The 26296-nt window shown below is 73.1% G+C and carries 27 protein-coding genes and 1 pseudogene; 20 read left to right on the forward strand and 8 right to left on the reverse strand.

Translation table 11 applies throughout. The features are described from left to right. Window positions 1–32: 32 nt before the first annotated feature. The 4 genes from A8713_RS20545 (at window position 33) to A8713_RS20560 (ending at window position 4650) form a co-directional block, all read left to right on the forward strand. The gene (locus A8713_RS20545; RefSeq protein ID WP_064535050.1) at window positions 33–461 is read left to right on the forward strand and encodes a DUF6507 family protein; all 429 of its coding nucleotides are present in this window, start codon (window positions 33–35) and stop codon (window positions 459–461) included. Continuing rightward, window positions 458–2899, forward strand: coding sequence for a hypothetical protein (locus A8713_RS20550; RefSeq protein ID WP_064535052.1), 2442 nt, complete (start codon window positions 458–460; stop codon window positions 2897–2899). The genes A8713_RS20545 and A8713_RS20550 overlap by 4 nt, the downstream gene beginning before the upstream one ends. Continuing rightward, window positions 2899–3762, forward strand: coding sequence for an immunity 49 family protein (locus A8713_RS20555; protein WP_064535054.1), 864 nt, complete (start codon window positions 2899–2901; stop codon window positions 3760–3762). Before A8713_RS20550 ends, A8713_RS20555 begins: the two co-directional genes overlap by 1 nt. A gap of 171 nt (window positions 3763–3933) precedes the next feature. Beyond that, window positions 3934–4650, forward strand: a complete 717-nt coding sequence (locus tag A8713_RS20560) for an immunity 49 family protein (RefSeq protein WP_335743772.1) — start codon at window positions 3934–3936, stop codon at window positions 4648–4650. Window positions 4651–4666: 16 nt separating this feature from the next. On the opposite strand, the gene A8713_RS20565 is transcribed toward A8713_RS20560, so the two are convergent. Together A8713_RS20565 and A8713_RS20570 are read right to left on the reverse strand one after the other, a co-directional pair. Continuing rightward, the gene (locus A8713_RS20565; protein ID WP_064535058.1) at window positions 4667–4879 is read right to left on the reverse strand and encodes a DUF397 domain-containing protein; all 213 of its coding nucleotides are present in this window, start codon (window positions 4877–4879) and stop codon (window positions 4667–4669) included. Beyond that, entirely contained in the window at window positions 4876–5733 is an 858-nt protein-coding gene (locus A8713_RS20570) for a helix-turn-helix domain-containing protein (RefSeq protein ID WP_237305430.1), read from the reverse strand. Before A8713_RS20570 ends, A8713_RS20565 begins: the two co-directional genes overlap by 4 nt. A 1-nt stretch (window position 5734) precedes the next feature. Here A8713_RS20570 and A8713_RS34350 point away from each other — a divergent pair. The 10 genes and pseudogenes from A8713_RS34350 to A8713_RS20620 all read left to right on the forward strand — a co-directional run. After that, window positions 5735–5992 (forward strand): annotated as a pseudogene (locus A8713_RS34350) (ATP-binding protein); the annotation flags it as partial. Between the two features lie 245 nt (window positions 5993–6237). Beyond that, window positions 6238–7152: a helix-turn-helix domain-containing protein gene (locus A8713_RS20580; RefSeq protein WP_237305431.1), complete on the forward strand. Its 915-nt coding sequence runs from the start codon at window positions 6238–6240 to the stop codon at window positions 7150–7152. 1 nt (window position 7153) lies between these two features. Then, the gene (locus A8713_RS20585; protein ID WP_064535066.1) at window positions 7154–7774 is read left to right on the forward strand and encodes a Uma2 family endonuclease; all 621 of its coding nucleotides are present in this window, start codon (window positions 7154–7156) and stop codon (window positions 7772–7774) included. Window positions 7775–7783: 9 nt separating this feature from the next. After that, complete coding sequence (gene mshB, locus A8713_RS20590; protein ID WP_064535068.1) at window positions 7784–8707, forward strand: N-acetyl-1-D-myo-inositol-2-amino-2-deoxy-alpha-D-glucopyranoside deacetylase; 924 nt, start codon at window positions 7784–7786, stop codon at window positions 8705–8707. Then, window positions 8707–9165 (forward strand): DUF6113 family protein, encoded by a 459-nt coding sequence (locus A8713_RS20595; RefSeq protein ID WP_443069736.1) that lies wholly within the window; start codon window positions 8707–8709, stop codon window positions 9163–9165. Before mshB ends, A8713_RS20595 begins: the two co-directional genes overlap by 1 nt. Before the next feature lie 217 nt (window positions 9166–9382). Further along, entirely contained in the window at window positions 9383–11851 is a 2469-nt protein-coding gene (locus tag A8713_RS20600; protein ID WP_173860876.1) for a hypothetical protein, read from the forward strand. A gap of 155 nt (window positions 11852–12006) precedes the next feature. Then, window positions 12007–12942, forward strand: coding sequence for an ABC transporter ATP-binding protein (locus tag A8713_RS20605; RefSeq protein WP_064535072.1), 936 nt, complete (start codon window positions 12007–12009; stop codon window positions 12940–12942). After that, complete coding sequence (locus A8713_RS20610; RefSeq protein WP_064535074.1) at window positions 12939–13679, forward strand: ABC transporter permease; 741 nt, start codon at window positions 12939–12941, stop codon at window positions 13677–13679. Before A8713_RS20605 ends, A8713_RS20610 begins: the two co-directional genes overlap by 4 nt. Then, window positions 13676–14875 carry a sensor histidine kinase gene (locus tag A8713_RS20615; RefSeq protein ID WP_385496317.1) on the forward strand — a complete coding sequence of 400 codons (1200 nt, stop codon included), beginning with the start codon at window positions 13676–13678 and terminating at the stop codon, window positions 14873–14875. The genes A8713_RS20610 and A8713_RS20615 overlap by 4 nt, the downstream gene beginning before the upstream one ends. Beyond that, window positions 14872–15486, forward strand: coding sequence for a response regulator transcription factor (locus A8713_RS20620; RefSeq protein ID WP_064535076.1), 615 nt, complete (start codon window positions 14872–14874; stop codon window positions 15484–15486). Before A8713_RS20615 ends, A8713_RS20620 begins: the two co-directional genes overlap by 4 nt. 31 nt (window positions 15487–15517) lie before the next feature. Here A8713_RS20620 and A8713_RS20625 read toward each other — a convergent pair whose 3' ends face one another. Beyond that, complete coding sequence (locus A8713_RS20625) at window positions 15518–16369, reverse strand: transglutaminase-like domain-containing protein (RefSeq protein ID WP_064535078.1); 852 nt, start codon at window positions 16367–16369, stop codon at window positions 15518–15520. Window positions 16370–16386: 17 nt separating this feature from the next. Beyond that, window positions 16387–17445, reverse strand: coding sequence for a GNAT family N-acetyltransferase (locus A8713_RS20630; RefSeq protein ID WP_079159059.1), 1059 nt, complete (start codon window positions 17443–17445; stop codon window positions 16387–16389). 140 nt (window positions 17446–17585) lie between these two features. On the opposite strand from A8713_RS20630, the gene fdxA reads away from it, so the two are divergent. Both fdxA and A8713_RS20640 read left to right on the forward strand, forming a co-directional pair. Further along, window positions 17586–17906 carry a ferredoxin gene (gene fdxA, locus A8713_RS20635; protein ID WP_018571242.1) on the forward strand — a complete coding sequence of 107 codons (321 nt, stop codon included), beginning with the start codon at window positions 17586–17588 and terminating at the stop codon, window positions 17904–17906. 109 nt (window positions 17907–18015) lie between these two features. Next, window positions 18016–19107 (forward strand): bifunctional succinyldiaminopimelate transaminase/glutamate-prephenate aminotransferase, encoded by a 1092-nt coding sequence (locus A8713_RS20640; protein ID WP_064535082.1) that lies wholly within the window; start codon window positions 18016–18018, stop codon window positions 19105–19107. 172 nt (window positions 19108–19279) lie between these two features. On the opposite strand, the gene A8713_RS20645 is transcribed toward A8713_RS20640, so the two are convergent. After that, window positions 19280–19699 carry a hypothetical protein gene (locus tag A8713_RS20645; protein WP_064535083.1) on the reverse strand — a complete coding sequence of 140 codons (420 nt, stop codon included), beginning with the start codon at window positions 19697–19699 and terminating at the stop codon, window positions 19280–19282. A 380-nt stretch (window positions 19700–20079) separates the two neighbouring features. Next, entirely contained in the window at window positions 20080–21075 is a 996-nt protein-coding gene (locus A8713_RS20650) for a heavy metal transporter (protein WP_079159281.1), read from the reverse strand. Between the two features lie 93 nt (window positions 21076–21168). Between A8713_RS20650 and dapE the strand changes: the two genes are divergently transcribed. Both dapE and A8713_RS20660 read left to right on the forward strand, forming a co-directional pair. Next, a complete protein-coding gene (gene dapE / locus A8713_RS20655) occupies window positions 21169–22248 on the forward strand; it encodes a succinyl-diaminopimelate desuccinylase (RefSeq protein WP_064535087.1) in 1080 nt (359 codons plus the stop codon). Window positions 22249–22322: 74 nt separating this feature from the next. After that, entirely contained in the window at window positions 22323–23081 is a 759-nt protein-coding gene (locus A8713_RS20660; protein WP_064535089.1) for a TIGR00730 family Rossman fold protein, read from the forward strand. A 71-nt stretch (window positions 23082–23152) separates the two neighbouring features. Here A8713_RS20660 and folP read toward each other — a convergent pair whose 3' ends face one another. After that, window positions 23153–24013, reverse strand: coding sequence for a dihydropteroate synthase (gene folP, locus A8713_RS20665; protein WP_064535091.1), 861 nt, complete (start codon window positions 24011–24013; stop codon window positions 23153–23155). 183 nt (window positions 24014–24196) lie between these two features. On the opposite strand from folP, the gene A8713_RS20670 reads away from it, so the two are divergent. Further along, on the forward strand, window positions 24197–24577 hold the full coding sequence (locus tag A8713_RS20670; RefSeq protein WP_064535093.1) for a DivIVA domain-containing protein: 381 nt from the start codon (window positions 24197–24199) through the stop codon (window positions 24575–24577). A gap of 53 nt (window positions 24578–24630) precedes the next feature. Next, a complete protein-coding gene (locus A8713_RS20675; RefSeq protein ID WP_064537617.1) occupies window positions 24631–25227 on the forward strand; it encodes a DNA-3-methyladenine glycosylase I in 597 nt (198 codons plus the stop codon). Window positions 25228–25304: 77 nt separating this feature from the next. Here the strand turns inward: A8713_RS20675 and A8713_RS20680 are convergent, their stop codons facing one another. After that, on the reverse strand, window positions 25305–26108 hold the full coding sequence (locus A8713_RS20680; RefSeq protein WP_064535095.1) for an enoyl-CoA hydratase-related protein: 804 nt from the start codon (window positions 26106–26108) through the stop codon (window positions 25305–25307). Window positions 26109–26296: the final 188 nt, after the last annotated feature.

The following is a 26296-nucleotide window of genomic DNA, read 5'->3' on the forward strand; positions in this document are numbered from 1 at the left end:
AACGTATCAGCGCAGGGAGCGGGGGCTCGGGGATGACGGGGTGGGACATCAGTCCTGTGGGCGTGCAGGCGGCCCTCACGACGACCGGTGAGGCGGGTGGCGACCTGGACCGGGCGGCCACCACTCTCCTGAACGATCTGATGAGCGCGGCGAGTTCGGCGGGCACCGTCGTCCCGGGCGGGCAGTTCAGCGGTCCGCTGGTCGGACCGGTGGCGCCGGGCCGGTCACGGGTGCCGACCGGACCGGTGGCGGAGGCGCTCGCGCAGTACCTCTCCGAACGGCAGAAGAAGCTGGCGTTCATGGCCCGCCGCACCGCCGAGTCGGTACAGGGAGCCGCCGAGGCGACCCGCGCCTATGTCCACGGGGATCTGGAGATGGCCGCCGAGGCCCAGCGCAACGCGCTGAAGCCACCGAGGATCGACATGCCGGGGACCGGCGGGAAGAACGGCGGCGGGGCATGAGCGGGCAGGCCGCCCTGGACCCCGAGGAGATACCCGAGTTCACCGGCGACCCCGAGCAGTTGGACAAGGACGTGTCGGCCATCGGCGCCGACGCGGCGTCCCTGTGGGACGTGGGCTCGCGGATCGACTCCGCCTTCAACTCCCTCTCGGCGTACTACAAGGCGCCGGAGGCGGAGCAGCTGTTCGCCACGACGAAGCCGGTGGCGGCGGCGGGCGACGAACTCCGCGGCGAACTGGAGAAGATCGCGGGCGCGCTCGCCGCCTACGCGCAGGAGATACGGCCGCTGGTGGCCACGCTGGACCGGCTGCGCGGCGAAGCCCGCACCTTCCGCGCCTCGGTCGCCCACGACGACGACTGGCGGGAGGACGGCGACAAGGTCGACGAGAACAACGAACGCCGCCGCCAGGTCAACGCGGCCTGGGCCGCCTTCCAGGCCGCCGAACGCACCTGCCACGACAAGATCGTGAGGCTGGTCGGCGGCGCTCCGCTGACGGTCGACGACGGGTCGCACCAGAAGGGCATGTACGGCTACCGGGCCGAGGACCTCGACCAGGCGCAGGGACTGCCGTGGGGCGACCCGGTCGACGAGGAGACTCCCTGGTACCGGATCGACCAGCACGTCTGGAACTTCGCCAAGGGCTTCTTCGTGGACGGTGTCTGGGGCACCGTCCGGGGCCTGGGCACCCTCGTCGGCGTGGACGGCTGGGACGCGGCCGGACAGGCGTGGAAGGGCCTGGGGCAACTGCTGACGGGCGTCGCCCTCACGGTGGTCGCCCCGGCCGCCTACTGGACGGCCTCCGACGACCAGCTCCCGGCCTGGCTGCGTGACTCGCGCCGCGCGGTCAAGGAGACGGGCAAGGCCCTGCTCGCGTGGGACGAGTGGGGGAAGAACCCGGCCCGTGCGGCGGGCGCGGTCACCTTCAATGTCCTGACCACGGTCCTCACCGGCGGCGCCGGGACGGCCGCGAAGACCGGGAGCGTCGCCAAGGCCATCTCCCTCGCGGGCCGGGCGGGGCGCCTCGTCGACCCGATGACATACGTCGCGAGGACGGCGGGCGTCGGCCTGACCAGGGTCGGTGACGCGCTGGCGAGCCTGAGGGCGGTCACGAAGGGCACCTACGTCGAACTGGCCGGGCGGACGTACCGGATCGTCGACCAGCCGCTGGCCCGGGAGGAACTGCCCGCCGGCCTGACCCCCGAGAACTCCGTCCGCATGGAACACGGCGGCCGGGTCGTCTACCTCGACACCCGGACGATGGTCGTCCGCGACGCCGACGGCACGGTCCGGCAGTCGCTGGAGGACATGGCCCGCGAGGGCACGGCGGAGGAGCGGGCGGCCACCGCCCACGACGGCACCACCAGCACACCGGAGCGACGGTCGGTCGGCGCGCACGCGGGCGCGCATGCGGGCGCGCACGCGGGCGTGCACGGCGGGGACGGGCTTCCCGGGCATGGCCATGGTGGACCGCCGTCATCGCATCTGCCCCGACCTGCCGGCGGGTCGGACGACATAGGCCGCGCGGAGGACGGGCACGCCGAGGGCGGGCACCCTGAAGCGGCCGATCCACGCACGATCATGCGTCGTCATGTCGAACTCGCCAACACGGACAAGGCGTGGTTCAAGGAGCACTACCGGAAGAACGGCTACCGCAGGTACGCCAGCCGTGAGGTGATCGGCCAGCGGCTGCCCACCCTGGTCCGGGACCCCGCCCACCCCGGTCAGTGGATCGCCAAGAGTGATCTGCCGCCTGCGACACCGGCCAGGTACCTGCCTTCCGAGTCGCCCGGACCGGGCAGCGCCGCCGATATGCCGAAGAAGCTGCTGGGCCGGCTCAACGAGTGGGCTCACGCCCGTCATAAAGCCGTCGTGGCGGACACGGCTGCGGAAGCCCACCTCAGGGAAGCGGAACACGCGTACGCCGAGGACCCCACGCCCGAGCGGGAAGCCGCCCGGGACGCCGCCGAGGAAGCGCATTCCCCCCTGCACGGCGACATGCTCAAGCAGAGCGAGATGTTCGGCGAGAACGTGGCCGAGTACCATGCCGTTCCGGATGCGTACCCGACTGCGAAGCGCATTGACAACAGGGAATTCGGGAACAACAGATTCGACCAGGTGTACCAGACCACGGACGGACGCTTCGTGGTCATCGAGGCAAAGGGATCGCTCAGGGCCCAACTGGGAGAACGCACGAGCCACCTCGGAAACCGGGTGCAGCAGGGTACGCGGGAATATTTCGACACCATTTTGCAGGAGATGGAAAAACGTGCGCTCAGGAAAAAGGATATGGATGAGCTGAATCTGGTCTCGGAGTTGGAAGCTGCGCTTTCTGAAGGGAAAGTGGACTATGTCCTGGTCAAGGCGGAGGCCACACCGGCTGGTAAATATGCCGGGTATGAGATGAGGCAGTTCGATATCGGTGACGTCGGGAGCAAGTGATGACCACCTACGTGTCCCGCGAGGACGATCCGCCCGGAGAGGATGCAGCAGACTTCATCGAAATGAGTGACCGACGGGCTCTCAAACGGTTCGAGGACCTTTCGCGACGGCCCACCGCTTTCGGTATGACTTTCAGCAGTGCTTTGAGCACCGCGATGCTGCACTGTCTGCACGACCCCACCGCCGACACCTCCGAGACGTGGGAGGCGTGGGTCGCCGCGATGCAGGTGGGGGCGGCCATGTTCGCCGCCGCCGTGGTCGAGCAGGGGACGGTAGAGTGCCGCATCGCCCACGAGATGCGGACCATCCCGGCGATCGGTGTCCGTCACTTCACCGACGCGGGCTCCTGGGTGACGGCGTTCTGGCTGGCGGTCGTCTGCCGGGACCAGAAGCGGATGACACAACTGGCCGAAGTGCCGGTGGACCTTCTGCGTGCCTCCGGGGCGGTGTACGACGAGTACATCTACCACTGGGTCGACACTCTTCAGACCTACTGGACCGAGCGGCCGGGGCTCGGCGAGAAGTTCACCGAGGCGTTCCAGGGCACGGACCCGGAGGTGCTACGGATCGCCGACCGCGAGCTGATGCTGAAGCTGCTGTATCCGCCGCTCGAACTTTTCCTGCACTTTCTCCAGCGGAACGAGCAGGAGTTCAACGCGGCACTCGTCCGGGCGGTGCAGTCCCACAAGGAGTACTGGACCAAGGACGAGGATCGCCGGCAGAGCACGGACGGTGCGGTCGCGCTCGGTCCGCTTGCCATGGCCTGCCTCGCCCATGATGTCGGGATGTCCATCGATGTGAAGTCCGAGTACTTGCCGGAACACCTTCTCAGGCGTTCATGGCTCGGTGAGTTCGAGACGTGACGGTTGCGCGGAGGGGACCTTCTGGTGACTGGGCATATCGCCCGGCACGGGCTGTCGGCTGGGCCTGAGGCCGAGGAGTACGCGGAGAGGCTGAGTGCGCATCTCAGCAAGGGAATCGACCGGCTCGACAACTCGGCACGCGTGATCGATTCGACATTCAGCGGGTACCGGATGCTGTTGTCCGCCCGTTGTGTGGTCGATCCGTCGGCTGCGGCGGTGGAGACGTGGGAAGCGGCGGTCACCGCGATGCAGTTGGGTTCCGCGTTGTTCGCGGTGACCGGGGTGGACGAGGGGACCGTCCAGTGCCGGATCGACCGGAAGGTGCGGAGTCTTCCGGCTGTGGGGCCGTTGTCCAGCGCGGATGCGGGTACGTGGCTGTCCGCATTCTGGCTGGCTGTCATCTGTCGGGAGCGGCAGCGGATGACGGAGTTGTGCGAGATCCCGCTGGAGCGGTTGCGGGCGCCCGAAGGGCAGTACGACGAGTACGTCTACCACTGGGTGGACACGTTGCAGACGTACTGGCTGCGGCGGCCCGGCCTCGTGGAGAAGCTGACCGCCACTTTCGAGGCGTCGGATCCGGCGGTGGCCACGATCGCTCCGCGTGACCTGCTCCAGGGCATCCTGTATCCGCCGATCAACCTCTTCTACCACTTCGTCCGCAGGGACGAGGAGGGGTTCACGCCCGCTCTCGTCGACGCGCTCAAGCTGCACCAGATGTACTGGACGCTGAACGAGGACCGGGCCGCCGACATCGACGGCAGCATCGCGCTCGGGCCGCTGGCCATCGCCTGCCTGGCCTACGACGGCAAGATGCCCATCGGCGTCGAGTCCGAGTACCTGCCCAAGCACCTGCTCCAGCACGACTGGCTGGGGGAGTTCCCCACCTGACCGACCCGGGCGAGCGCTACCTCGCCGCGTACGGGACGAAGTCCGCCCAGGCGGTCGCCGCGAAGGCCAGCCGGGGGCCGCCGCCGGGGGTGTGCTTCGAGTCGCGTACGTGGATGTGGGCGGCGGCGGTGGCGATCTCCACGCAGGAGTCGCCCTCACTGCTGCTGCTGTAGCTGCTCTTGAACCATGCCAGGCTGGAGGCGTCCACGGACGTGGTGGTGAGGATCATGTCTCTCCCAGCAATTGTTCGATGATGGCCATCGACTCACGGGGTGTGAAGGCCTGCGCCCGGACGACGCCACACCGGAGTTCCAGGATACGGAGCTGCTTCAGGTCGGAGACTGGGCGTCCGTTGGCCACAGCCGGTGAGCGGCCCACCGCGGTGCCGTCCGCGAACTTCAGCACTTCGATGCCACCGGCCAGACCGGCGTGTTCCTCACGGCTCATGGGCATCACTTGCAGCTCGACGTTGCGCAACTGGCTGGTGGCGAGTAGATGCTGCAACTGGTGGCGCAGGCGCTCCTTGCCACCGAGAGGGCGTCGAAGGGTCCACTCTTCGAGAATGAAGCTGAGTTCGGGAGCCGGATCCCGCTCGAAGATGGATTTACGGGCCAGGCGTGCCGTGAGGTATCGCTCCAGTTCGTCCCGCGAGTAGGCGGGCCGTCGCATGAGGAGGAGCCCTTGGGCGTACTCCGAGGTCTGCAACAGCCCGTGGATGTTCAGCGGATCGTAAAGCTGGAGTTCCACCGCCCGCGCCTCCATCTGTGCCAGCGCCCGCACCTTCTTCGGGTACCGGACCTTATTGACGTCCTCCTTCATCGCCGAGATGAGGCCGCCGGCGTTCAGGACCTCGTCCGCCGTGTCCAGATACTCGGGGCGGGGGATCCGTTTGCCGGATTCGATCTTGTAGACCAGGTCCTCGCCGTAGCCGACCGCCACCGCGAACTCGCCTGCCCGCAGGCCCGCCGACTCCCTGCGCAGCTTCAACTGCCGTCCCACCGTGGCCACGACCGCGAGGGCCCAGTCGTCGTCCGGGTCCACCTCCCAGCCCCGCTCGTCCGTCTCCTCCACCACACCGTCCACTGGCGGGACGCTGCGCATCGAGGTCAGCGACACGCGGGGCGACCGGTGGCCCGCGCCGCAGGAGCCGGACGCCGTCGCGGAGTCGGGGCGTGGGTTGCTGCTGGTCGAGGCGTTCGCCGACCGGTGGGGTGTCACCGCCGGGCGGTTCCCGCTGAAGACCGTCTGGGCCGAGCTGCGGCTCGGGTCACCGGATCCCGGGTCACTGGATCCCGGATCACCGGAACCCGGGACACCGTGCTCCGGTGCGGCCGGTGGCTGACAGACAAAAGACATGCGGGGGAAAGGAATTCCGCCGGACCCCGCCTCGCCGTACGCTGCCCGCCGTGTCCGCGCACGACCCCGGGCGCGCTCACTCGGGCGGGTGAACATCCCCGGATCGGCTGGATTTCGGAGCCCCGCGCGGCTCTACGCTCAGCGCGACACAACCGCAGAAAATGAGACGGCCCCCGCCGGGACGGCAATCCCAGTGCGAGGGCCTGACCACCGAGGAAGTGAGCCCTTCCCGTGGGTATCCAGAACCCTAGCGTGCGCCCGCACGCCCCGTCCCGCACTGCGGGCGACAAGTACCCGAACCGGCGTCGTCCCCGCACCGGCGGCGGCCTGGTCCACGACAACACCCGCCACACCACCCGCTTCACGGTGATCGGCAACCACCTCGCCCAGCACAGCGAGCTGTCCCTGCTCGCGATCGGGCTCGGCGTGCACCTCCAGTCGCTGCCCCGGGGCGCCCGCGCCGACATCAAGAGCCTCGCCGCCCGCTTCCCCGAGGGGACGACCCGGATCGCCGCCGCGCTGCGCGAGCTGGAGGCGCACGGATACCTGCGCCGCGTCCGCGAACGCGTCCCCGGCGGCCGTATCGTCACCCGCACGGTCTCCTGCAACCAGCCCGCTGCGGCGGCGACCGCCACAGGCACAGGCACAGGCACAGCCGCCGCCGTGGCCGTCCCACGCGAGCCCGAGCCGATGCCTGAGTCGATGCCCGAGCCGCAGCAGCGCGCTCCCCACAAGCCCCTCCCCGCCGTACCGCGCCCCGCGTATCCCGCACCCCCGCTCCTCCGGGCCGCCGCCGACCTCCTCGCGGGCCTGCGCCGCCACGACCCCCGACTGCTCCTCTCCGCCCGCGACACCGCCCATCTGGCCCCGGGCGTCGCCGCCTGGCTGGAGCGTGATGTCACGGCGGCGACCGTACGCCACGCCCTGACCGCCGGTCTGCCGGCCGAGGGACTACGACGGCCCGCCGCCCTCCTGGCGCACCGGCTGTCCGCCCAGCTACCGCCCCCGCCGCCGTTCCGCCCCCCGGCCGCCCCGCCGCCCGTACGCCTCCCGCTCCAGACCTGCGACGGCTGCGAACGGGCCTTCCGCGCCCCGACCCCGGGCCGCTGCCGCGACTGCCGCACCGACCAGGAGGAGGCCGCTTAGCATGAACACCGTCGTTCCCGACAACGGGCGGCACGGTTCCTCCCACGTCTACCGGGCCCTGCGCGACCTCGTGCACACCATGGACGGCACCGTCCCGGGGAGATTCGAGGTCACCGAGAACGCGCTCGTCCACGACATCACGGCGCCGATCGGTCCGCACGAACTGACCGCCGTGCACCTGCGCAGACGCCTCGAAAAGCTCATGCCGGACGAGATCGTGGCGCACACCGGGGGACCCGACGTCGAGGACGAGTCCCGGGGCATCATGCGCCGCCCGGACGTCATGGTGATCGCCCTGGAGGACATGGACGTCCCGGGCTCCTTCGATCCCCGTACGGTGATCGCCGCCATCGAGATCGTCTCCCGTTCCAACCCGGAGAACGACTGGATCGGCAAGATGCGCGACTATCCCCTCCTCGGCATCCCCGTCTACGCCGTCTTCGATCCGCGTACCGGCACGGGTGCCGTGCTCACCGACATCCACCCGACTCCCGACGGTCCCCGCTACGCCACCCGCAAGGACTTCGTCTACGGCGAGGAGGTCACCATCGGAGACTGGACCATCCTCACCGAGGGCCTGCCCCGCTACCAGGACGGCGGTGCGCAGGGCCCGGCCTCGTAGGGTGGGGGCATGACGGAACTGCCCGACCGGCGTCTGCTGCTGGTGCACGCGCATCCCGACGACGAGTCGATCAACAACGGCGCGACCATGGCCCGCTACGCGGCCGAGGGCGCGCTGGTGACGCTCGTGACCTGCACGCTGGGGGAGCGGGGTGAGGTCATCCCGCCGGAGCTGGCGCATCTGACCGGAGCCGCGCTCGGGGCGTACCGCAGGCGGGAGCTGGCCGCCGCGATGGGCGAGCTGGGCGTCGCGGACTTCCGGCTGCTGGGCGGCGCCGGGCGCTACCAGGACTCCGGGATGACGGGCCTCGCCGACAACGACGACCCGGACTGCTTCTGGCAGGCCGGACTCGACGCGGCGGCGGCCCACCTCGTCGCCGTGATCCGCGAGGTGCGCCCGCAGGTCCTCGTCACCTACGACGACAACGGCGGCTACGGCCACCCCGACCACATCCAGGCCCACCGCGTCGCCATGCGCGCCCGCGAGCTGGCCGCCGACCCTGCCGTGCGCCCCGACCTGGGCGCGCCCTGGGAGATCGCCAGGACGTACTGGAACCGGGTGCCGCGCTCCGTCGCCGAGGCCGCCTTCGCGCGGCTGGACGGGGAGCTGCCCGGCCTGCCGTTCGAGAAGGCGGCGGGCATCGACGACGTGCCCGGTGTCGTCGACGACGAGCGGATCACCGTACGGATCGAGGGCGGCCCCGCCCACGCCGCCGCCAAGGCCGCCGCGATGCGCGCCCACACCACCCAGATCGAGGTGGCCGAGCCGTACTTCGCGCTCTCCAACCAGCTCGCCCAGCCCCTGTTCACCACCGAGTACTACGAGCTGGTGCGCGGGGAAGGAGCCGGTGCGGACGCCGAGGGCGCCTCGACCGATCTGTTCGCCGGGATCGGCGTCGGTGAAAAGGACGAAGAAGAAGGGGCGGGGGCGTGATGAGTACGTCCGGACGCGGAGCCGCGCGCAGCGGCGGGAGCGGCGGGAACGGCGGAGGTGGTGGGGGTGCTGCCGGCGGGTCGATGCTGGCGCAGCCCCTTCGGCCGCCGTCCGCCGGGCGGGCCGCCGCCTACCTCGTGCTGTTCGTGCTCGGCGCGGTGGTCGGCATCGCCGGGTCGCTGGTGCAGTCGGCCTGGTTCCCGGGCGGGCTGCTGCTCGCCCTCGCCGGTGCGGCCGGGCTCTTCCTGGGCGGGGCACGGGCGCTGCGCGGGCGGGGCGGTGCCGTCGCGGGCGTGGTCGGCTGGCTGGTCGCCGTCGTGCTGCTCACCACCAGCCGCCCGGAGGGCGACTTCTTCTTCGCGGCGGGCGGCGGCTCCTATCTCTTCCTGCTCGGCGGCATGGCCGTGGCTGTGATCTGTGCCACCTGGGGCGCGGGCCGGGCAACCGGACGGCCGTGACGTCCGACTTGGCGAGTGACGTACCACTTCTTCCCGACGTCCCGGTGCGGGTCCGGTGGGGGTTTCCCCAGCGGTCCCGGGATGAGGGGCGGACGTGGCCAGTATGGTGGTGCGCGCCGCCGAGCCTCCCCCAAACGCTCGACTCCGCTCGCGCAGGGGGGACCCCCACGCGAAGTGAGGTCGTGTCGGGCGGCGGAGCCAACCGGGAGAACCTGCCTTGAGTCGTGAAACTGACACTCCGTCCTCCGGGCCCAACGGGCGCGGGGGTACCGCCTACCCTTCGGGGACCCCGCCGTACGGTGTGCCGGCGGTCTCCGACGACGGTGCGGACGCGGGCCGTTCGGCCGCGCAGCCGGAGGAACGCAAGACCGAGACCACGCTGACGACCCGGATCCGGATCAACATCCCCGGCTCCCGGCCGATTCCGCCGGTGGTCGTGCGCAAGCCCGTCGCCGACGGCGAAGCCGACACGGCCGGGACGCGGACCGAGGGCGCGGCCGGCCGGCCTTCCGCCGCCGGGTCCCGGCCGGGCGGCGGCAGCGACCCGGCGGTCGGTCCCGCCGGTCCCGCCGGAGGCACCGGCGACCCGCGGTCCCCGGGCGGTGGCGCCGGGAGCTCCGGCACCCAGAACTCCGGCGCCGCGAACTCCGGTGCCGAGACCGCCGCGTCCGGCGCGTCCGGCGCGTCCGGCGAGGACAAGCCGACCAGCGACTGGTTCGCGCCCCGCAAGTCCCCCGCGGCCAAGGGCGGTCCGGGTGGCGGCGGTACCAACGGCGCGGGCCTGCCGGGCGGTTCGGACGCGGGCAGCGGCTCCGCGAGCGGTACGGCCCCGGGCGGACCCGGTGCCGCCGCGCCCGGCCCGGACGCCCCCGGCGGCACGGTGCCGGGCGGCGGCGGACGCCCCGGCGGTGTGGTCGGCTCCATGCGGGCCCCCACCGGCTCCTCCCGTTCCGGTGGCGGCTCCGGGCTGCCCGGTGCCACCGGCGGCCCGGTCGCCCCGGGCCACGGCGGCGGCACGGGCTCCTTCGACGTCACCGAGGCGCTGGCCGCGGGACCGCTGTCCGGCGGTTCGCGGCCCGGCGGCCCCGGCTCCGGTTCCGGTGGCGGCGAGCCGCGCCGGGACGACCTGCCCTACTTCACCGGCAACGGCCAGGGCGCACCCGCCGACTACCCTGCCCAGGGCGGCCAAGGCGGCCAGGGAGGCCAGGGCGCACCCGGTGGTCCCGGCGGCCCCGGTGGTCCAGGCGGCTTCGACGGCGCGGGCGTCCCCGGCGGCCTCGGCGGACCGGGCGGTTCACCGGGCCCCACCGGACCGACCAGCGGCCCGATGACCGGCGACGCGTCCCTGCTGCCGCACGGCGGCGTACCGGGCGCGCCCCGCGCGGGCACCGGCGGCGCACCCGGTACGTCCGGTGCTCCCGGCGTACCCGGCACTCCCGGCATGCCCGGTGCACCCGGCGCGCTCTCCGCGCACCCGGGCGCGGGCACCTCCCTCCCCGGCGGCGGGCTGAGCGACGACACCGCGATCCTCACCCCGCAGAACTTCACCCCCGAGCCGGGCGCCCCGGGCCACGGCCCGCGGCCGGACAACGTCTCCGGACACACCGTCACCAGCGGCATGCCGGTGATCTCCCCCGACGGCACGGGCGGCCCCCGTACGGACCCGGCCGCCCCGGCGCCCGAGCCGGACCAGCGCAGCGCCCCGCCCGCCGGGAAGTCCGGCAAGGCCGCCAGGCCCAAGAAGAAGGGGCGCAGCAAGATCACGCTGCTCGGCGGTCTGGTGGTCGTGGCCGCCGGTGTCGCCTACGGCGCCGGGCTGCTGATGAACCACTCCGAGGTGCCCAAGGGCACCACCGTGCTCGGCGTCGACGTCGGCGGCGGCAGTCGCGACGACGCCGTCAAGAAGCTCGACGACGCCTTCGGCAAGCTGGAGAAGCAGCCGCTGAAGCTGAGCGTCGACGGCAGGACGGTCAGCCTCAGGCCCGACCAGGCCGGCCTCCAGCTCGACACCCAGGCGACGGCGAGCGCCGCGGCGCAGAGCGACTACAACCCCGTCTCCGTGATCGGCTCCCTGTTCGGCAACCACCGCGTGGTCGAGCCGCAGATGCCCGTCGACGAGGAGAAGCTCCAGGCCGCCCTGCAGAACGCGGCGGGCGGCGCGGGCTCCGCCACCGACGGCACCATCCGCTTCGAATCGGGCAAGGCCGTCGCCGTGTACGGCAAGACGGGCAAGGGCATCGACGCCGCCCGCTCCGTGCAGGCCGTCGAGCAGGCGTACCGCGCCCAGGTGGAGACGGGCAGCACCGCGCCCGTCCAGGTCCCGACCACCGTCCGGCAGCCGACCGTCTCCAACGCCGAGGTCGACCGGATGATGAAGGCGTTCGCCGAGCCGGCGATGTCGGCCAAGGTGACCGTGAGCGCGGGGCCGGGACACGCGCTCCTGATGAGCCCGGAGAAGTCTCTCTGGAAGTTCCTCGGGGTCAAGGCGGTCGACGGCAAGCTGGTCGAGTACTACGACCAGGCGAAGCTGAAGGACCTCTACGGCGGCATCTTCGACGGAGTGCTGATCACCCGCGGCAACGGGCAGAAGACCCCCGTCACCGTCACGGACGTGATCTCCGCGCTGCGTCCGGCGCTGGTGAGCAAGACGGACCGGGTCGGGGTCATCGACACCAACCCGAACTAGGGCCTGTCCCGCGAGGGCCCCGGAGCGCGCCGCCCGCGCGCGCCGGGGCCCTGCGCATGTCGGCGCCTGTCATGCGCGGCCCATGACATCTGTCATCCCGCGCCCAGGACCGCCGACACTGCCGGACGGCCCCCGCCTCCGGCCACCATGGGGGCATGACGACGACAGCGGAGACCACCACCGCGCACGCGACCGCGGTGGTGGCGTTCGACCAGGTGACCAAGAGCTACGGGACCGTACGGGCCGTGGACGGGCTGAGCCTCGCCCTGTACCCGGGGGAGACCGTGGCCCTGCTCGGCCCGAACGGGGCGGGCAAGTCGACCACCCTCGATCTGCTGCTCGGGCTCAAGCAGCCCGACAGCGGCTCCCTGTCCGTCTTCGGGACCGGCCCGCGCGAGGCGATCGTCGCCGGGCGCGTCGGCGCCATGCTCCAGAGCGGCGGGCTGATGGACGAGGTCACCGTCGCCGAGCTGGTCAAGCTCGCCTGCGACCTGCACCCCAGGCCGTACGAGCCGGCCGACGTGCTGGCCCGCGCCGGGGTCACGCAGATCGCCGACCGCAAGGTCAACAAGCTCTCCGGCGGCCAGGAGCAGCGGGTGCGCTTCGCCCTCGCCACGGCCGGTGACAGCGACCTGATCGTCCTGGACGAGCCGACGACCGGCATGGACGTCTCCGCCCGGCAGGCGTTCTGGGCCACCATGCGCGAGCAGGCCGACCAGGGCCGCACGGTCCTGTTCGCGACGCACTACCTGGAGGAGGCCGACGCCATCGCCGACCGGGTGCTCGTGCTGCACCGGGGCCGGCTGCTGGCCGACGGCACCGCCGCCGAGATCAAGGCGAAGGCGGGCGCCCGCCGGATCGCCTTCGACCTGGAGGGCGTGATCGACGAGGCGGCGCTGCACGGTCTGCCCTTCCTCACCTCGCTGACCGTGTCGGGGCAGACCGTCCGCGCCCAGTCCACCGACGCCGACGCGACCGTCCACGCCCTGTACGGACTCGGCGTCTACCCCCGCAATCTCGAAGTCGCCGGGCTCGGTCTTGAGCAGGCGTTCGTCGCCATCACCGAGGCCGAGGAGGCCAAGCAGTCGTGAACAGTCTGATCAAGCTGGAACTCGCCCGCGCCCTGCGCAACCGCAAGTTCCTCTTCTTCTCCGTGCTCTACCCCTCGATCCTGTTCCTGATCATCGCGGGCCAGGCCGACGGCACGACGAAGGTCGACGGCACCGGGCTGACCCTGCCGACGTACATGATGGTCTCCATGGCCTCCTTCGGCGCGCTGACCGCCGTGCTCATGGGCAACAGCGAGCGGATCGCCAAGGAGCGCGAGAGCGGCTGGGTGCGGCAGCTGCGGCTGACCACCCTGCCGGGGCGCGGCTACGTCTTCGCGAAGACCGCCAGCGCGGCCGTGGTCAGCCTGCCGTCCATCGTGGTCGTCTTCGTGGTCGCCGCCGTCGTCAAGCAGGTCCGCCTGGACGCCTGGCAGTGGCTCGCCCTGACCGGCGCGATCTGGGCGGGCAGCCTGGTCTTCGCGGCGCTCGGCGTCGCCCTCGGCTACCTCGCCACCGGCGACGCGGTCCGCCCCATCACCATGATCGTCTACTTCGGTCTCTCCCTGCTGGGCGGCCTGTGGATGCCCGCGACCACCTTCCCGCAGTGGCTCCAGGACATCGCCAGGTGGCTGCCCACGCACGCGTACGCTGCTCTGGGGCAGGCCATCGAACAGAGCCAGGCCCCGCACGCCAAGGACATCGCCGTCCTGGTCGTCTTCTTCGCCCTGTTCGCGGGCGGCGCGGCCTGGCTGTACCGGAAGGACACGCTGAAGGCGTGAGCACCATGACGGACGAGCGCACCGAGCAGGGCCGCCAGGACCGGCTGCTGCGCATGGGCGAACCGCCGCGCACCCTGGGGGAGGCCTGGCGCAAGCTGGTGTGGATCCTGCCCTGGCTGGTCTTCCTCAGCTCGCCGGTGCACGACCTGGCCGCAGGCACCCACCAGCCGGCGGCCACCGCGGCCGGCTGGGCCGGGCTCGCCGCCTTCACCGGGACCTATCTGGCGCTGGTCTTCCGGAACATGGGCCGCCCCTTCTCCGAGCCGGTCGTCGCCTGCATGGTCGCCGTCCTCGGGGTCCTCGCCGTCGTCCTGACCCTGACCCTCGGCGGGGCCTGGATCGGCCTGTTCGTGTACGTCTCGGTGGTCTGCGGCACGACGTTCCCGCTGCGTGTGGCCTACGCGGCCATCCCGGCGACCACCGTGGTGATGGTGCTCGTGGGCCAGGCCGTCGGCGCGGGGGCGATGTGGACGCTGGTCCTGCTGGTGCTGCTCGTCGGGTTCGCCATGACGGGCGTACGGCAGCTGGTGCGCACCACAATCGAGCTGCGCCAGGCCCGCGCCACGGTCGCCCAGCTCGCCGCGAACGAGGAGCGGCTGCGCCTCGCCCGCGACCTGCACGACCTGCTAGGCCACTCGCTCTCCCTGATCACGCTGAAGAGCGAGCTGGCCGGGCGGATGCTGCCCGGCCACCCGGACAAGGCCGCCCAGCAGGTCGCCGACATCGAGCAGGTCAGCCGGCAGGCCCTGGTCGACGTGCGCGAGGCCGTCACCGGCTACCGGCGCCCGCGCCTGGCCGCCGAGCTGGCCGGTGCCCGGGTCGCCCTCGCCGCGGCCGGGGTGGGCTGCGATCTGCCCGCCGAGCCCGCCCTCGACGGCGTCCCCGAGGAGAGCGAGTCCGCGCTCGCCTGGGCGCTGCGCGAGGCCGTCACCAACGTCGTACGGCACAGCGGCGCCCGGCGCTGCGCGGTCGAGGTGGTGCGCCGCCAGACCCTGGACGGTCCGATGCTCGAACTGTCCGTGGAGGACGACGGTACGGGCGGCTCCGGCGGCGGCCCCGGGAACGGCCTGACCGGTCTTGCCGAACGCCTGGAGAAGGCCGGCGGCCTGCTGGAGGCGGGCCGGCTCAGGCGTGGATTCCGGCTGGTCGCCCGGGTGCCGGCCGCCGCCGGGGGGAACGTAGGATCCCGGGCATGAGCAGCACGATCAAGGTCCTCCTCGCCGAGGACCAGTCGATGGTCCGCGAGGCACTGGCCGCCCTGCTCGGCCTGGAGGACGACATCGAGGTCGTCGCGCAGGTGGCCCGCGGCGACGAGGTCGTGGCCGCCGCGCACGCCCACGGGATCGACGTGGCCCTGCTCGACATCGAGATGCCCGGCTGCACCGGCATCGAGGCCGCCGCCCGGCTCCACCGGGAGCTGCCGGACGTCCGGCTGGTGGTGCTCACCACCTTCGGCCGCCCCGGCTATCTGCGCAGCGCCATGGAGGCGGGCGCCGACGCCTTCCTCGTCAAGGACGCCCCGGCCGCCCAGCTCGCCGCGGCCGTGCGCAAGGTACTGGCCGGGGAGCGGGTCATCGACCCCACGCTGGCCGCCGCCGCCCTCGCCGAGGGCGCCAACCCGCTCACCGACCGCGAGCGCGAGGTGCTGCGCGCCGCCGCCGACGGCTCCACCAACGCCGAGCTGGCCGCGGCCCTGCACCTGTCCCAGGGCACCGTCCGCAACTACCTCTCCACGGCCATCCAGAAGCTCGCCGTCCGCAACAGGACGGAAGCGGTCCGCATCGCCCGGGAGAAGGGCTGGTTGTAGCACCACAGGGCGCGCGGGGAGCGCGGCGGGCTCAGTTCAGCCGGGCCCGCGCCGCCCGCGCCTGGGCGCGCACCTGCCCGGCGGCGTCCTCGTCCACGGCGGCCACCAGGTCCGCGTACTCCTCCAGCGCCCGCGCGCCCTCGGTGAACTCGCCCCGCTCCACCAGCAGCCGGGCCCGCTCGTGGCGCAGTCGCGCCGGGTGCGCGGGCAGCAGCAGCGACAGGTCGACCGCCCACAGCGCCACGTCGGAGCGCTCGGGCCGCAGGGCCGCCCAGGCGCGGATGTTGTTCAGGATCCGCAGCACGACGTCCAGCGGCTCGGCCGGCACCGTCATCGACGGGTCCAGCGGGGCGCCCGTCGTCCCGGTCACCAGCAGCTCCGCGTCCGCCCCGGTGAGCACCCGGCCCCCGTCGAACGGATCGGCGAGCACCTGTTCGGCCGCCTCGCCGAACCCGACCACGAAGTGCCCCGGCAGCGCCACCCCGTACACCGGCGCCCCGGCCCGGCGCGCCACCTCCAGCCACACCACGGACAGCAGGATGGGCAGCCCGCGCCGCCGCCGCAGCACCGCGTGCAGCAGCGAGGAGTCCAGCCGCTGGTAGTCCGCGGCCGCGCCGCGGAACCCGTACCGCTCGCCCAGCAGGGCGCCCACGGCCCGCGCCCAGGCGAGCGGGGTGCCCGGCCGGTAGGGCAGCTGCCCGGCCAGCCGGTCCAGGTCGAGCTGGGCCGCGTCCAGCCCGTCCTCGTCCAGCGTGCCGTCGCCCACCGCGCCGGTCAGCAGGCACAGCGCCGCCAGGTCGGGCCGCTCGGCGCGCGCCTCCTCGGCGAAGCGCCGGCGCAGTTCGGCGGACCGGCCGGGCGGCGGGGGAGCGGGATGGCGCATGGCGGCCCAGTGCTCCCTCACGGCGACGCGGGTGAGGACGGCGGCCCGGCGGCGTCCCCGTCCGCCTGCGGCTCCGGCTCGCGGTAGTGGTGGTAGGCGTGGTGGGCCGTGAAGCCGAGTCCGGCGTACAGCGCCCGCGCGGCCGTGTTGTCGGTCTCCACCTGGAGCCAGGCGGCCGAGGCGCCCTCGTCGAGGGCGCGCCGGGCGAGCGCGGCCAGGACGGCGCCGGCCAGGCCCCGGCGGCGCAGCGCCGGATCCACCTCGACGGCGGCGAAGGAGGCCCACCGGCCGTCCACGACACACCGCCCGATCGCGGCGGGCGCGTCCCCGGCGTGCGCGCCCGGGACCGTCGCGAACCACACCGAGGGCCCGCCGCCCAGGACCTTCAGGGCCACCTCGCTCACCCCCTTGCGCCGGTAGCGCGCGAGCCATGCCTCGTCGGCCGTGCGCGACAGCCGTACCGCCGCGGCCGCGGCCGGGTCCGCCCGGTCGGCGACCGGCGCGAGCGCCCCGGTCCACAGCTCGGCGCTCACCTCGCGCGTCCAGCCGCGCCGCTCCAGCTCCGCGCCCAGCAGTTCCTGCGTGCCCTCGGCGCCGGTGGCGGTCTGCACGTACGCGGGCAGGCCGCGCTCCCGGTACCAGCGTCGTACGGCGGCCAGGGCCGCGTCGAGCGGAAGGCCGGGGTCGCCGAGCGGCAGCACGGAATTGGCGCGGCGGGTGAAGCCGGAGGCCGCCCGCAGCTCCCAGTCGCCGAGCCGCTCGCTCTCCACCGGCTGCCAGGCACGGGCTGCGGCGCGCGCCAGCTCGGGGTAGGAGGCGGCGGGTCCCCGGCGGCGGGCCGGGGCCGGCGGAACCACCTTCCCGGCCACCATGGAGGACTCCGCGACACGCACGGTTTCACCGCTCTTGCGTGTGATCAGCAGCACACCGTTGTCCCATGATGTGAGAACTCCGACCGTGTCGGTGAACTTCTCACCCGTTCCCCGAGGTTCGCTCAAGCGCCGCACGGAGACCCGTTTGCCCACGTCAGCAGCGGTGATACGGACCACTGGCGGCCCTGTCGCCCAGATTTCCACAGGTCAGTTCACCCCTCCTGTATGGATCATGCCCCGGAACGGAGATACTAGGGGCGGGCATCGACGACGCCGCGCTCCCGCGCGCCAGGCGGCGGAGCCTGTGGAGGCCCGCCAGCGCCCTATCGAGGAGGAACGACAGCGTGACCTACGTCATCGCGCAGCCTTGTGTCGACGTGAAGGACAAGGCGTGCATCGAGGAGTGCCCGGTCGACTGCATCTACGAGGGCCAGCGGTCCTTGTACATCCACCCGGACGAATGCGTCGACTGTGGTGCCTGTGAGCCGGTCTGCCCGGTCGAGGCGATCTTCTACGAGGACGACGTGCCGGAGGAGTGGAAGGACTACTACAAGGCCAACGTCGAGTTCTTCGACGAGCTCGGCTCTCCGGGCGGCGCCAGCAAGCTGGGGCTGATCGAGCGTGACCACCCGTTCGTCGCCGCGCTGCCGCCGCAGGCCGAGTAACCGTCCGGTGGCCCCGCCGCCCCGGTCCCGTACGGCCTGACCGCCCCGAGCGCGTCGGCGGCCGTGCGGGACCGCGGCGTTTCCCGCACCAGAAAGTGAGCCTGATCCCGTGTCCGCAGTCTCCGACCGCCTTCCGGCCTTCCCCTGGGACAAGCTGGAGCCGTACAAGAAGACGGCCGCCGCCCACCCGGACGGCATCGTCGACCTGTCGGTCGGCACCCCGGTCGACCCGGTCCCCGAGCTGATCCAGAAGGCGCTGGTCGCCGCGGCCGACTCGCCGGGCTATCCGACGGTCTGGGGCACGCCCGAACTGCGCGACGCGATCACCGGCTGGACCGAGCGCCGCCTCGGCGCGCGTGGGATCACCCACCGGCACGTGCTGCCGATCGTCGGCTCCAAGGAACTGGTCGCCTGGCTCCCCACCCAGCTGGGCCTCGGCCCCGGTGACAAGGTCGCCTTCCCGCGCCTGGCCTACCCGACGTACGAGGTCGGCGCCCGGCTGGCCCGCGCGGAGTACGTGGCCTACGACGAGCCGACCGAGCTGGACCCGGCGGGCCTGAAGCTGCTGTGGCTGAACTCGCCCTCCAACCCCACCGGCAAGGTGCTGGGCAAGGAGGAGCTGACCCGGACCCTCGCCTGGGCCCGCGAGCACGGCGTCCTGGTCGTCTCCGACGAGTGCTACCTGGAGCTGGGCTGGGAGGCCGAGCCCGTCTCGGTGCTGCACCCCGAGGTGAACGGCGGCTCCCACGACGGCATCGTCGCCGTCCACTCCCTCTCCAAGCGCTCCAACCTGGCGGGCTACCGCGCCGCGTTCCTCGCGGGCGACCCGGCGGTCCTCGGTCCGCTGCTGGAGATCCGCAAGCACGGCGGCATGATGACCTCGGCGCCGACCCAGGCGGCGGTCGTGGCGGCGCTGGGCGACGACGTCCACGTCCACCAGCAGCGCGAGCGCTACGCCGCCCGCCGCGCCGCCCTGCGCGCGGCCCTGCTCGGCCACGGCTTCCGCATCGAGCACAGCGAGGCCAGCCTGTACCTGTGGGCGACCCGCGACGAGTCCTGCTGGGACACGGTGGCGCACCTGGCCGGTCTCGGCATCCTGGTCGCCCCCGGCGACTTCTACGGCCCGGCCGGCGACCGCTTCGTCCGGGTGGCCCTCACGGCGACCGACGAGCGGGTGGCGGCGGCCGTCGCCCGGCTCTGACCCGCCCGCAGACGCGTACGAAGGCGCGGGACAGGCGCGTACGAAGACGCAGGACGGCGGCGTACGACGGCGAAGGGGCCCGGGAGGATTCCCGGGCCCCTTCGCCGTGTGCACGCACGGCTTCGGCAGGACGTGTCCCGCAGGACACGGGAGAGGGCGCTGCGGCCGGTGCTCAGCCGCCCAGCGGCAGGCCCTGCACCGGCAGGCCCTGGGTGGGCAGCCCGCCCTGGGTCGCGGTCTTCGCGGTGTCGCCGAGGAGGCCGCCGGCGGTCCCGGCCGCGTCGCCCGCCGCCTTCTGCGCCACCGGCGTCGTCTTCTTCACCAGGCCGCCGCCGGTCTTGCCCGCGGCGGGCACCGCCTGCTTGACCACCTTGCCGCCGGTGTCGCCCGCGACCCCGGTGACGTGCTGCGCCGCACCGTCCACGGTGTTGCCGACGCTCGCCGCGTCCAGGGCGGTGAGGCCGCCCAGGCTCGGGGTGGCCGGCAGCTGGGGCGCGGCACCGGCGGAGCCGGCCGCACCGACCCCGGCAGCCGCCCCGGCGGCGACGAGCAGCGCGGCGCGGGCGATACGGCGGGTCAGGGGGAGGGACATGTTGCTCCTTCGACGGGAGGGGAACCTTGAGGTATCGGACCGGGCCGGGCGTTTCCCGGAGGCCGTGCGGCCCCCGGCGGGCCGGGCTCGGACGCAGTGACTACCGCTCGAAGCGCGCGAAGGTTGCGGCGGAACAACGTAAAGAGTTGGTAATGCGTCGCATTATCAGGTGTGGATAAAAACGGGCAAAGGCCGACCGCCCGGAACGGCTGCTGAATCCTTCCGGCACTGTCTCCCCAAGGGCTGTGGCGATCCGCCCGCCGGCCCCCGCGAAAACCCGCCCCGGCCGTCGCCCCGACGCCTCGCCCACCACCCGGGAGAGTGAAGATCCGCACGGCTCCCCACCGCCGCGCACGGCCCGGCGAGCCGGACGGGAGGCGCTAACGGCCCGTCGTGATGCGGACCGTGGCCGCCGAACCCGCCGAACCCGCCGGGCCCTCGGATCGAGCGCCGTTCTTCCCGTCCACCGCGCGCCACTCGCCCTCGGTCACCCCGGCGGTCCACTCCCGCCCGGCGTACGCCACCCGCTCGATGTGCAGCGCGGAGGCGTTGGCCACCGCCCAGTGCGCCAGCTGCCAGCCGCGCTCGGCGGTGCTGCGCCCGTCACCGGAGCCGGTCCGCACCGGCAGCGTCACCGTGCGCCCGTCCGTGGCCGCCCCGGCGGCCGGTGCCGTGGGCGCGGCCGACGCGCCGCGGCCGCCGCCCGCCTCGGCCGCGGCCACCTGCACCACCTCGCGGCCGAAGTCCCGCACCAGCGCCGCCCGTACCGCGTCCGGACCCGTCGACGGGCTGATGCCCGGCCTGCCCTGGCAGGTCAGCGTGGCCGCGGCCCGTCCGGTCAGGGCGGCGGAGAGCAGCGCCGCGTCCGGCTCGTGCCGGGCGTACGCCTCCGGGAAGCCGCTGCGCTGCACGCGCTGCGCCGCCACGGTCACCGGCAGCCGCTGATACCCGTCCACCTTGTCCAGGTGCTGGTAGAACATCCCCGCCGAGTACGCCGGGTCCATGATCTCCTTCGCCGACCCCCAGCCCTGCGAGGGCCGTTGCTGGAACAGGCCGAGCGAGTCCCGGTCGCCGTGGTCCAGATTGCGCAGGTCCGACTCCTGGAGGGCGGTCGCCAGCGCGATCGTCACGGCCCGCTCGGGCATGCCGCGCCCGGTGCCGACGGCCGCGATGGTCGCCGCGTTCACCGCCTGCTCCGGGGTGAACTCGTAGGACCCGCCGTCCCGGCCGGCCGCCACGACCTCGCAGCCGGGGCCCGTACCGCCGGTCAGGTACTGCACCGTGAGATAGCCCGCGACCGCGAGCAGGACGCAGAGGGCCGCCCCCGACCTGAGGAGGCGGCCACGACGCTTCGGAGTGGGGGACGGCTCTGGCACGCGTACAAGGTACTGGAGACGGACACCGCCGCAGGAGCCGGTGACGGCGGACACGGCGGCGCGTGGCCGGAGCCGGGCGCTAAGGTCGCAGGCATGGCCGATACCCCGCTTGACCTCACGCTGGACGCCGCGCGACTCACCGCGCAGCTCGTGGACTTCCCCTCGGAGAGCGGCACCGAGAAGCCGCTCGCCGACGCGATCGAGGCCGCGCTGCGCGCCCTGCCGCACCTGACGGTGGACCGCATGGGCAACAACGTCGTCGCCCGCACGCACCTCGGGCACGACCAGCGGGTGATCCTGGCCGGACACATCGACACCGTCCCGATCGCGGACAACGTGCCGTCCCGGCTGGACGAGGACGGCGTGCTCTGGGGCTGCGGCACCTGCGACATGAAGGCGGGCGTGGCCGTGCAGCTGCGCATCGCCGCCACCGTCCCGGCCCCCAACCGCGACCTCACCTTCGTCTTCTACGACAACGAGGAGGTCGCCGCCGACCTGAACGGCCTCAAGCACGTCGCCGAGGCCCGTCCGGACTGGCTGGCGGGCGACTTCGCGATCCTCCTGGAGCCGTCCGACGGCCAGGTCGAGGGCGGCTGCCAGGGCACCCTGCGCGTCCTGCTGAAGACCAAGGGCGAGCGGGCGCACTCCGCGCGCGGCTGGATGGGCGCCAACGCCGTCCACGCCGCCGCGCCCATCCTGCGCAAGCTCGCCGAGTACCAGCCCCGTCACCCGGTCATCGACGGCCTGGAGTACCGCGAGGGCCTCAACGCGGTCGGCATCTCGGGCGGAGTCGCGGGCAACGTGATCCCCGACGAGTGCGTCGTCACCGTCAACTTCCGCTACGCGCCCGACCGCAGCGAGGAGGAGGCCGTCGCCCATGTCCGCGAGGTCTTCGCGGACTGCGGCGTCGAGGAGTTCGTGATCGACGACCACAGCGGCGGCGCGCTGCCCGGCCTCGACCACCCGGCCGCCGCCGCCTTCATCGAGGCGGTCGGCGGCGTCCCGCTGCCCAAGTACGGCTGGACGGACGTCTCCCGCTTCTCCGCGCTCGGCGTCCCCGCCGTCAACTACGGCCCCGGCAACCCCCACCTGGCGCACAAGCGGGACGAACGGGTGGAGACCGCGAAGATCCTCACCGGCGAGGAGCGGCTGCGCGCCTGGCTGACGAGCTGACCTCGCGGCCACGCTCCGGACCCGCCGAGGGGCCCTAGGGTGGGGTGGAACGACCGCACGTGGAGGGAGCGCATATGCCTACAGGCAATCCCGAGGGCAAGAAGGTGCCACCGGAGGAGCAGCGCCTGGGACCGGTGCTCCGGCGCCGGGGCCAGGTCCAGGCCAGCACCACGGACCAGCGGCTGCTGGACGAGCGCGCACCCACCGACTGGGTGCACACCGACCCGTGGCGGGTGCTGCGCATCCAGTCGGAGTTCATCGAGGGCTTCGGCACCCTGGCCGAACTCCCGCCCGCGATCAGCGTCTTCGGCTCGGCCCGCACCCGGGTGGACTCGCCCGAGTACGAGGCCGGGGTGCGGCTGGGGCGCGGTCTGGTCGAGGCGGGCTTCGCGGTGATCACCGGCGGCGGTCCCGGCGCGATGGAGGCGGCGAACAAGGGCGCCTGCGAGGCCGGGGGCACCTCGGTCGGCCTGGGCATCGAGCTGCCCTTCGAGCAGGGGCTCAACCCCTACGTCGACATCGGCCTCAACTTCCGCTACTTCTTCGTCCGCAAGATGATGTTCGTGAAGTACGCGCAGGGCTTCGTGGTCCTGCCCGGCGGCCTCGGCACCCTGGACGAGCTCTTCGAGGCGCTCACCCTCGTCCAGACCCAGAAGGTCACCCGCTTCCCCATCGTCCTGTTCGGCACCGCCTACTGGGGCGGCCTGGTCGACTGGCTGACCCACACCCTCATCGCCGAGGGCAAGGCCGCCGAGGCGGACCTGACCCTCTTCCACGTCACGGACGACGTGGAGGAGGCCGTGGCCCTGATGTCGAAGGAAGCGGGCAAGTAGCGAGGCGGCGAGGCGGCCGGGCGGCGGCCCGTGCGGCAGGCGGGGCGGCGCGGGCGCGGGAAGGACCGGCCCTACGCCAGTCCCCGCCGCGCCACGGCGGGCTCCCGGTGCCCCGCGACGGCCGCCACCATGTCCACCACCTGCCGGGTCTCGGCGACCTCGTGCACCCGGTAGACCTGCGCGCCCAGCCACGCCGAGACCGCGGTGGTGGCCAGCGTGCCCACCACCCGCTCCTTGACCGGCCGGTCCAGCGTCTCCCCGACGAAGTCCTTGTTGGACAGCGACACCAGCACCGGCCACCCGGTGGCGACCATCTCGCCCAGCCGCCGCGTCGCCTCCAGGCTGTGCCGCGTGTTCTTCCCGAAGTCGTGCCCGGGATCGATCAGCACCGACTCCCGCGGCACCCCGAGCGCCACCGCACGCTCGGCCAGCCCCACGGTCACCTCCAGGATGTCGGCCATCACGTCGTCGTACTGCACCCGGTGCGGCCGGGTCCGCGGCTGGGCGCCGCCCGCGTGCGTGCACACCAGGCCCACCCGGTGGCGCGCGGCGACCTCCGCGAGCCGCGGGTCCACCCCGCCCCACGCGTCGTTCAGCAGGTCCGCGCCCGCCTCGCACACCGCCTCGCCGACCTCGGCCCGCCAGGTGTCCACGCTGATGACCACGTCCGGGAAGCGCCGCCGCACCTCGGCGACGAAGCCGACGGTGCGCCGCGCCTCCTCCTCGGCCGTCACCTCCTCGCCGGGGCCCGCCTTCACCCCGCCGATGTCGACGATCGCGGCGCCCTCGGCCACGGCCTCCTCCACGCGCGCGAGGGCGGGCTCGTCGCGGAACGTCGCCCCCTGGTCGTAGAAGGAGTCCGGGGTCCGGTTGACGATCGCCATGATCACCGGCTCGTGCGCGTCGAATTCACGCCTGCCCAGCCTGAGCATCCCCTGTGACCTCTTCTCCCACGTCGCGGTCTTCGGCCGCCTGCGACCTTAACTGTCGGTGCCGCATGGCACGATCGGACCCTGGCACATACGCCAGACTCCAGATGGCACCAGATCCAGATCCAGATCCAGATCCAGACCCAGACCCAGACCCAGACTCCGGACTCCGTGGGGACCTCAGCGATGGTTATGTTCTTGTTCCTCGTCGTCGCGCTGGCGGTCGTGGTCGCCGCGGTGACCCTCGCGGTGGTGGGCGGCGGGGGCACCGGCCCGCTGCCCGAGGCCGTCCCCGACCGGCTGCACGACCCGCTGCCGGAGGACCGCCCGGTGGGGCCGGCCGACGTGGAGCAGCTGCGCCTGCCGCTCGCCGTGCGCGGCTACCGGATGGCCGACGTGGACGACGCGCTCGACCGGCTCGGCGCCGAGATCGCCGAGCGCGACGCCCGGATCGCCGACCTGGAGTCGGCCCTGGAGACCGCCCTGGCGGGGGCCCGCGACACCGGGGTCCGCGACACCGGGGCGCAGGTGCACCTGACCAAGCCCCGACCGGAGGACGAGCAGTGACCGAGGAAGCGGTGGAGAGCCCGGTGGCCGAGAGCCCGGTGCCGGAGAGCCCGGTGGCCGAGGCGGCGACGGCCGGCGCCGCCGTCGCGGGCCCGGACGGCGCCCGGCGCTGCCCGTGGGCGCTGTCGGCGCCCGAGTACGTGGCGTACCACGACGAGGAGTGGGGCCGGCCCGTCCACGGCGACGACGCCCTCTTCGAACGCCTCAGCCTGGAGGCGTTCCAGTCCGGTCTGTCGTGGATCACCATCCTGCGCCGCAGGCCCGGCTTCCGCGCGGCCTTCGCCGGCTTCAGGATCTCCGCGGTGGCGGAGTTCACCGACGCCGACCGCGAGCGCCTGCTCGCCGACGCCGGGATCATCCGCAACCGCGCCAAGATCGACGCGACCCTCGCCAACGCGCGCGAGCTGGCCGCGTGGTCCCCGGGCGAGCTGGACGCCCTCATCTGGTCCCACGCCCCCGCCCGGGGCGACCGTACGGCCCCGGGGACCCTCGCCGACGTCCCGGCCGTCACCCCCGAGTCCACGGCCCTGTCCAAGGCGCTGAAGAAGCGCGGCCTGCGCTTCGTCGGCCCGACGACGGCGTACGCCCTGATGCAGGCGTGCGGACTGGTCGACGACCACCTCGCGGACTGCGTGGCCCGCCGTCCCTGACCCTGCCGCCCCTGACCCTGCCGCCCCCCGGCTCGCGGCCGTCGGCCGGGGGAGGGGCGGCGGGGCGGCGTGCCCGGTCAGCGGCCCAGGTACACCGGCTTCTCCTTGGCGACGAACGCCCGTACGGCGATGGCGTGGTCCTCGGACTGTCCCGCGCGCGTCTGGAGCTCGTCCTCCTTCTCCAGGGTCTGCGCCAGGGAGTGCGTCAGGCCGAAGGCCACCGACTCCTTGATCGCCGCGTACGCCAGCGTCGGCCCGGCGGCCAGCTTCCGCGCGGTCTTCTCGGCCTCGGCGCGCAGCTCGGCCGCCGGGACGACCCGGTGGGCGATGCCCAGTTCGGCGGCCTCCTGGGCGGTGAGGGTGCGCGGGAAGAGCAGCAGGTCGGTGGCGCGGCTCGCGCCCACCGCGCGCGGCAGCGTCCAGGAGAGGCCGGAGTCCGCGCTGAGCGCGACGCCCGCGAAGGACGTGTTGAAGGACGCCGTGTCGGCCACGATCCGGTGGTCGGCGGCGAGCGCGAAGCCGAAGCCCGCACCGGCGGCGACGCCGTTCACCGCGGCGACGACGGGCTTGGCGGCCCCGGCCAGCGCCCGCACGATCGGGTTGTAGTGCTCCCGTACGGTGCTCATCGTCTGCCCCGACCCGCCCTCCCGGTCGGCGTTCAGCAGCCCGATGTGCTCCTTGAGGTCCTGGCCCACGCAGAACGCCCGGTCCCCGGCCGCGGTCAGCAGCACCGCCCGTACGGCGTCGTCGGCCGCGGCGGACTCGGCGGCCTCCCGGAGGGCGACCTTGGTGGCGATGTCGAGCGCGTTCATCGCCTCGGGGCGGTTCAGGGTGATCGTCGCGAGTCCGTCGCTCACTGTGTAGAGCACGGTGTCGGCCATGGGACTTCCCCTCCGGTGTCGGCTCCGACGTACCGTTCGGTACGTCCTGTGTCCGAGGGACAGCATGACGGAGATCACCGGCCGGAGCGGGCGGTGGACGTGTGACCTGCGTCAAAGAAATCCGGCGGCCGGGCCGCCGGGAGACCCGGGAGAGGGAGCGCAGTATCGCAGCCACATCCCCGAATTGA

The sequence above is a fragment of the Streptomyces sp. SAT1 genome (genome assembly GCF_001654495.1).
Taxonomy (GTDB): domain Bacteria; phylum Actinomycetota; class Actinomycetes; order Streptomycetales; family Streptomycetaceae; genus Streptomyces; species Streptomyces andamanensis.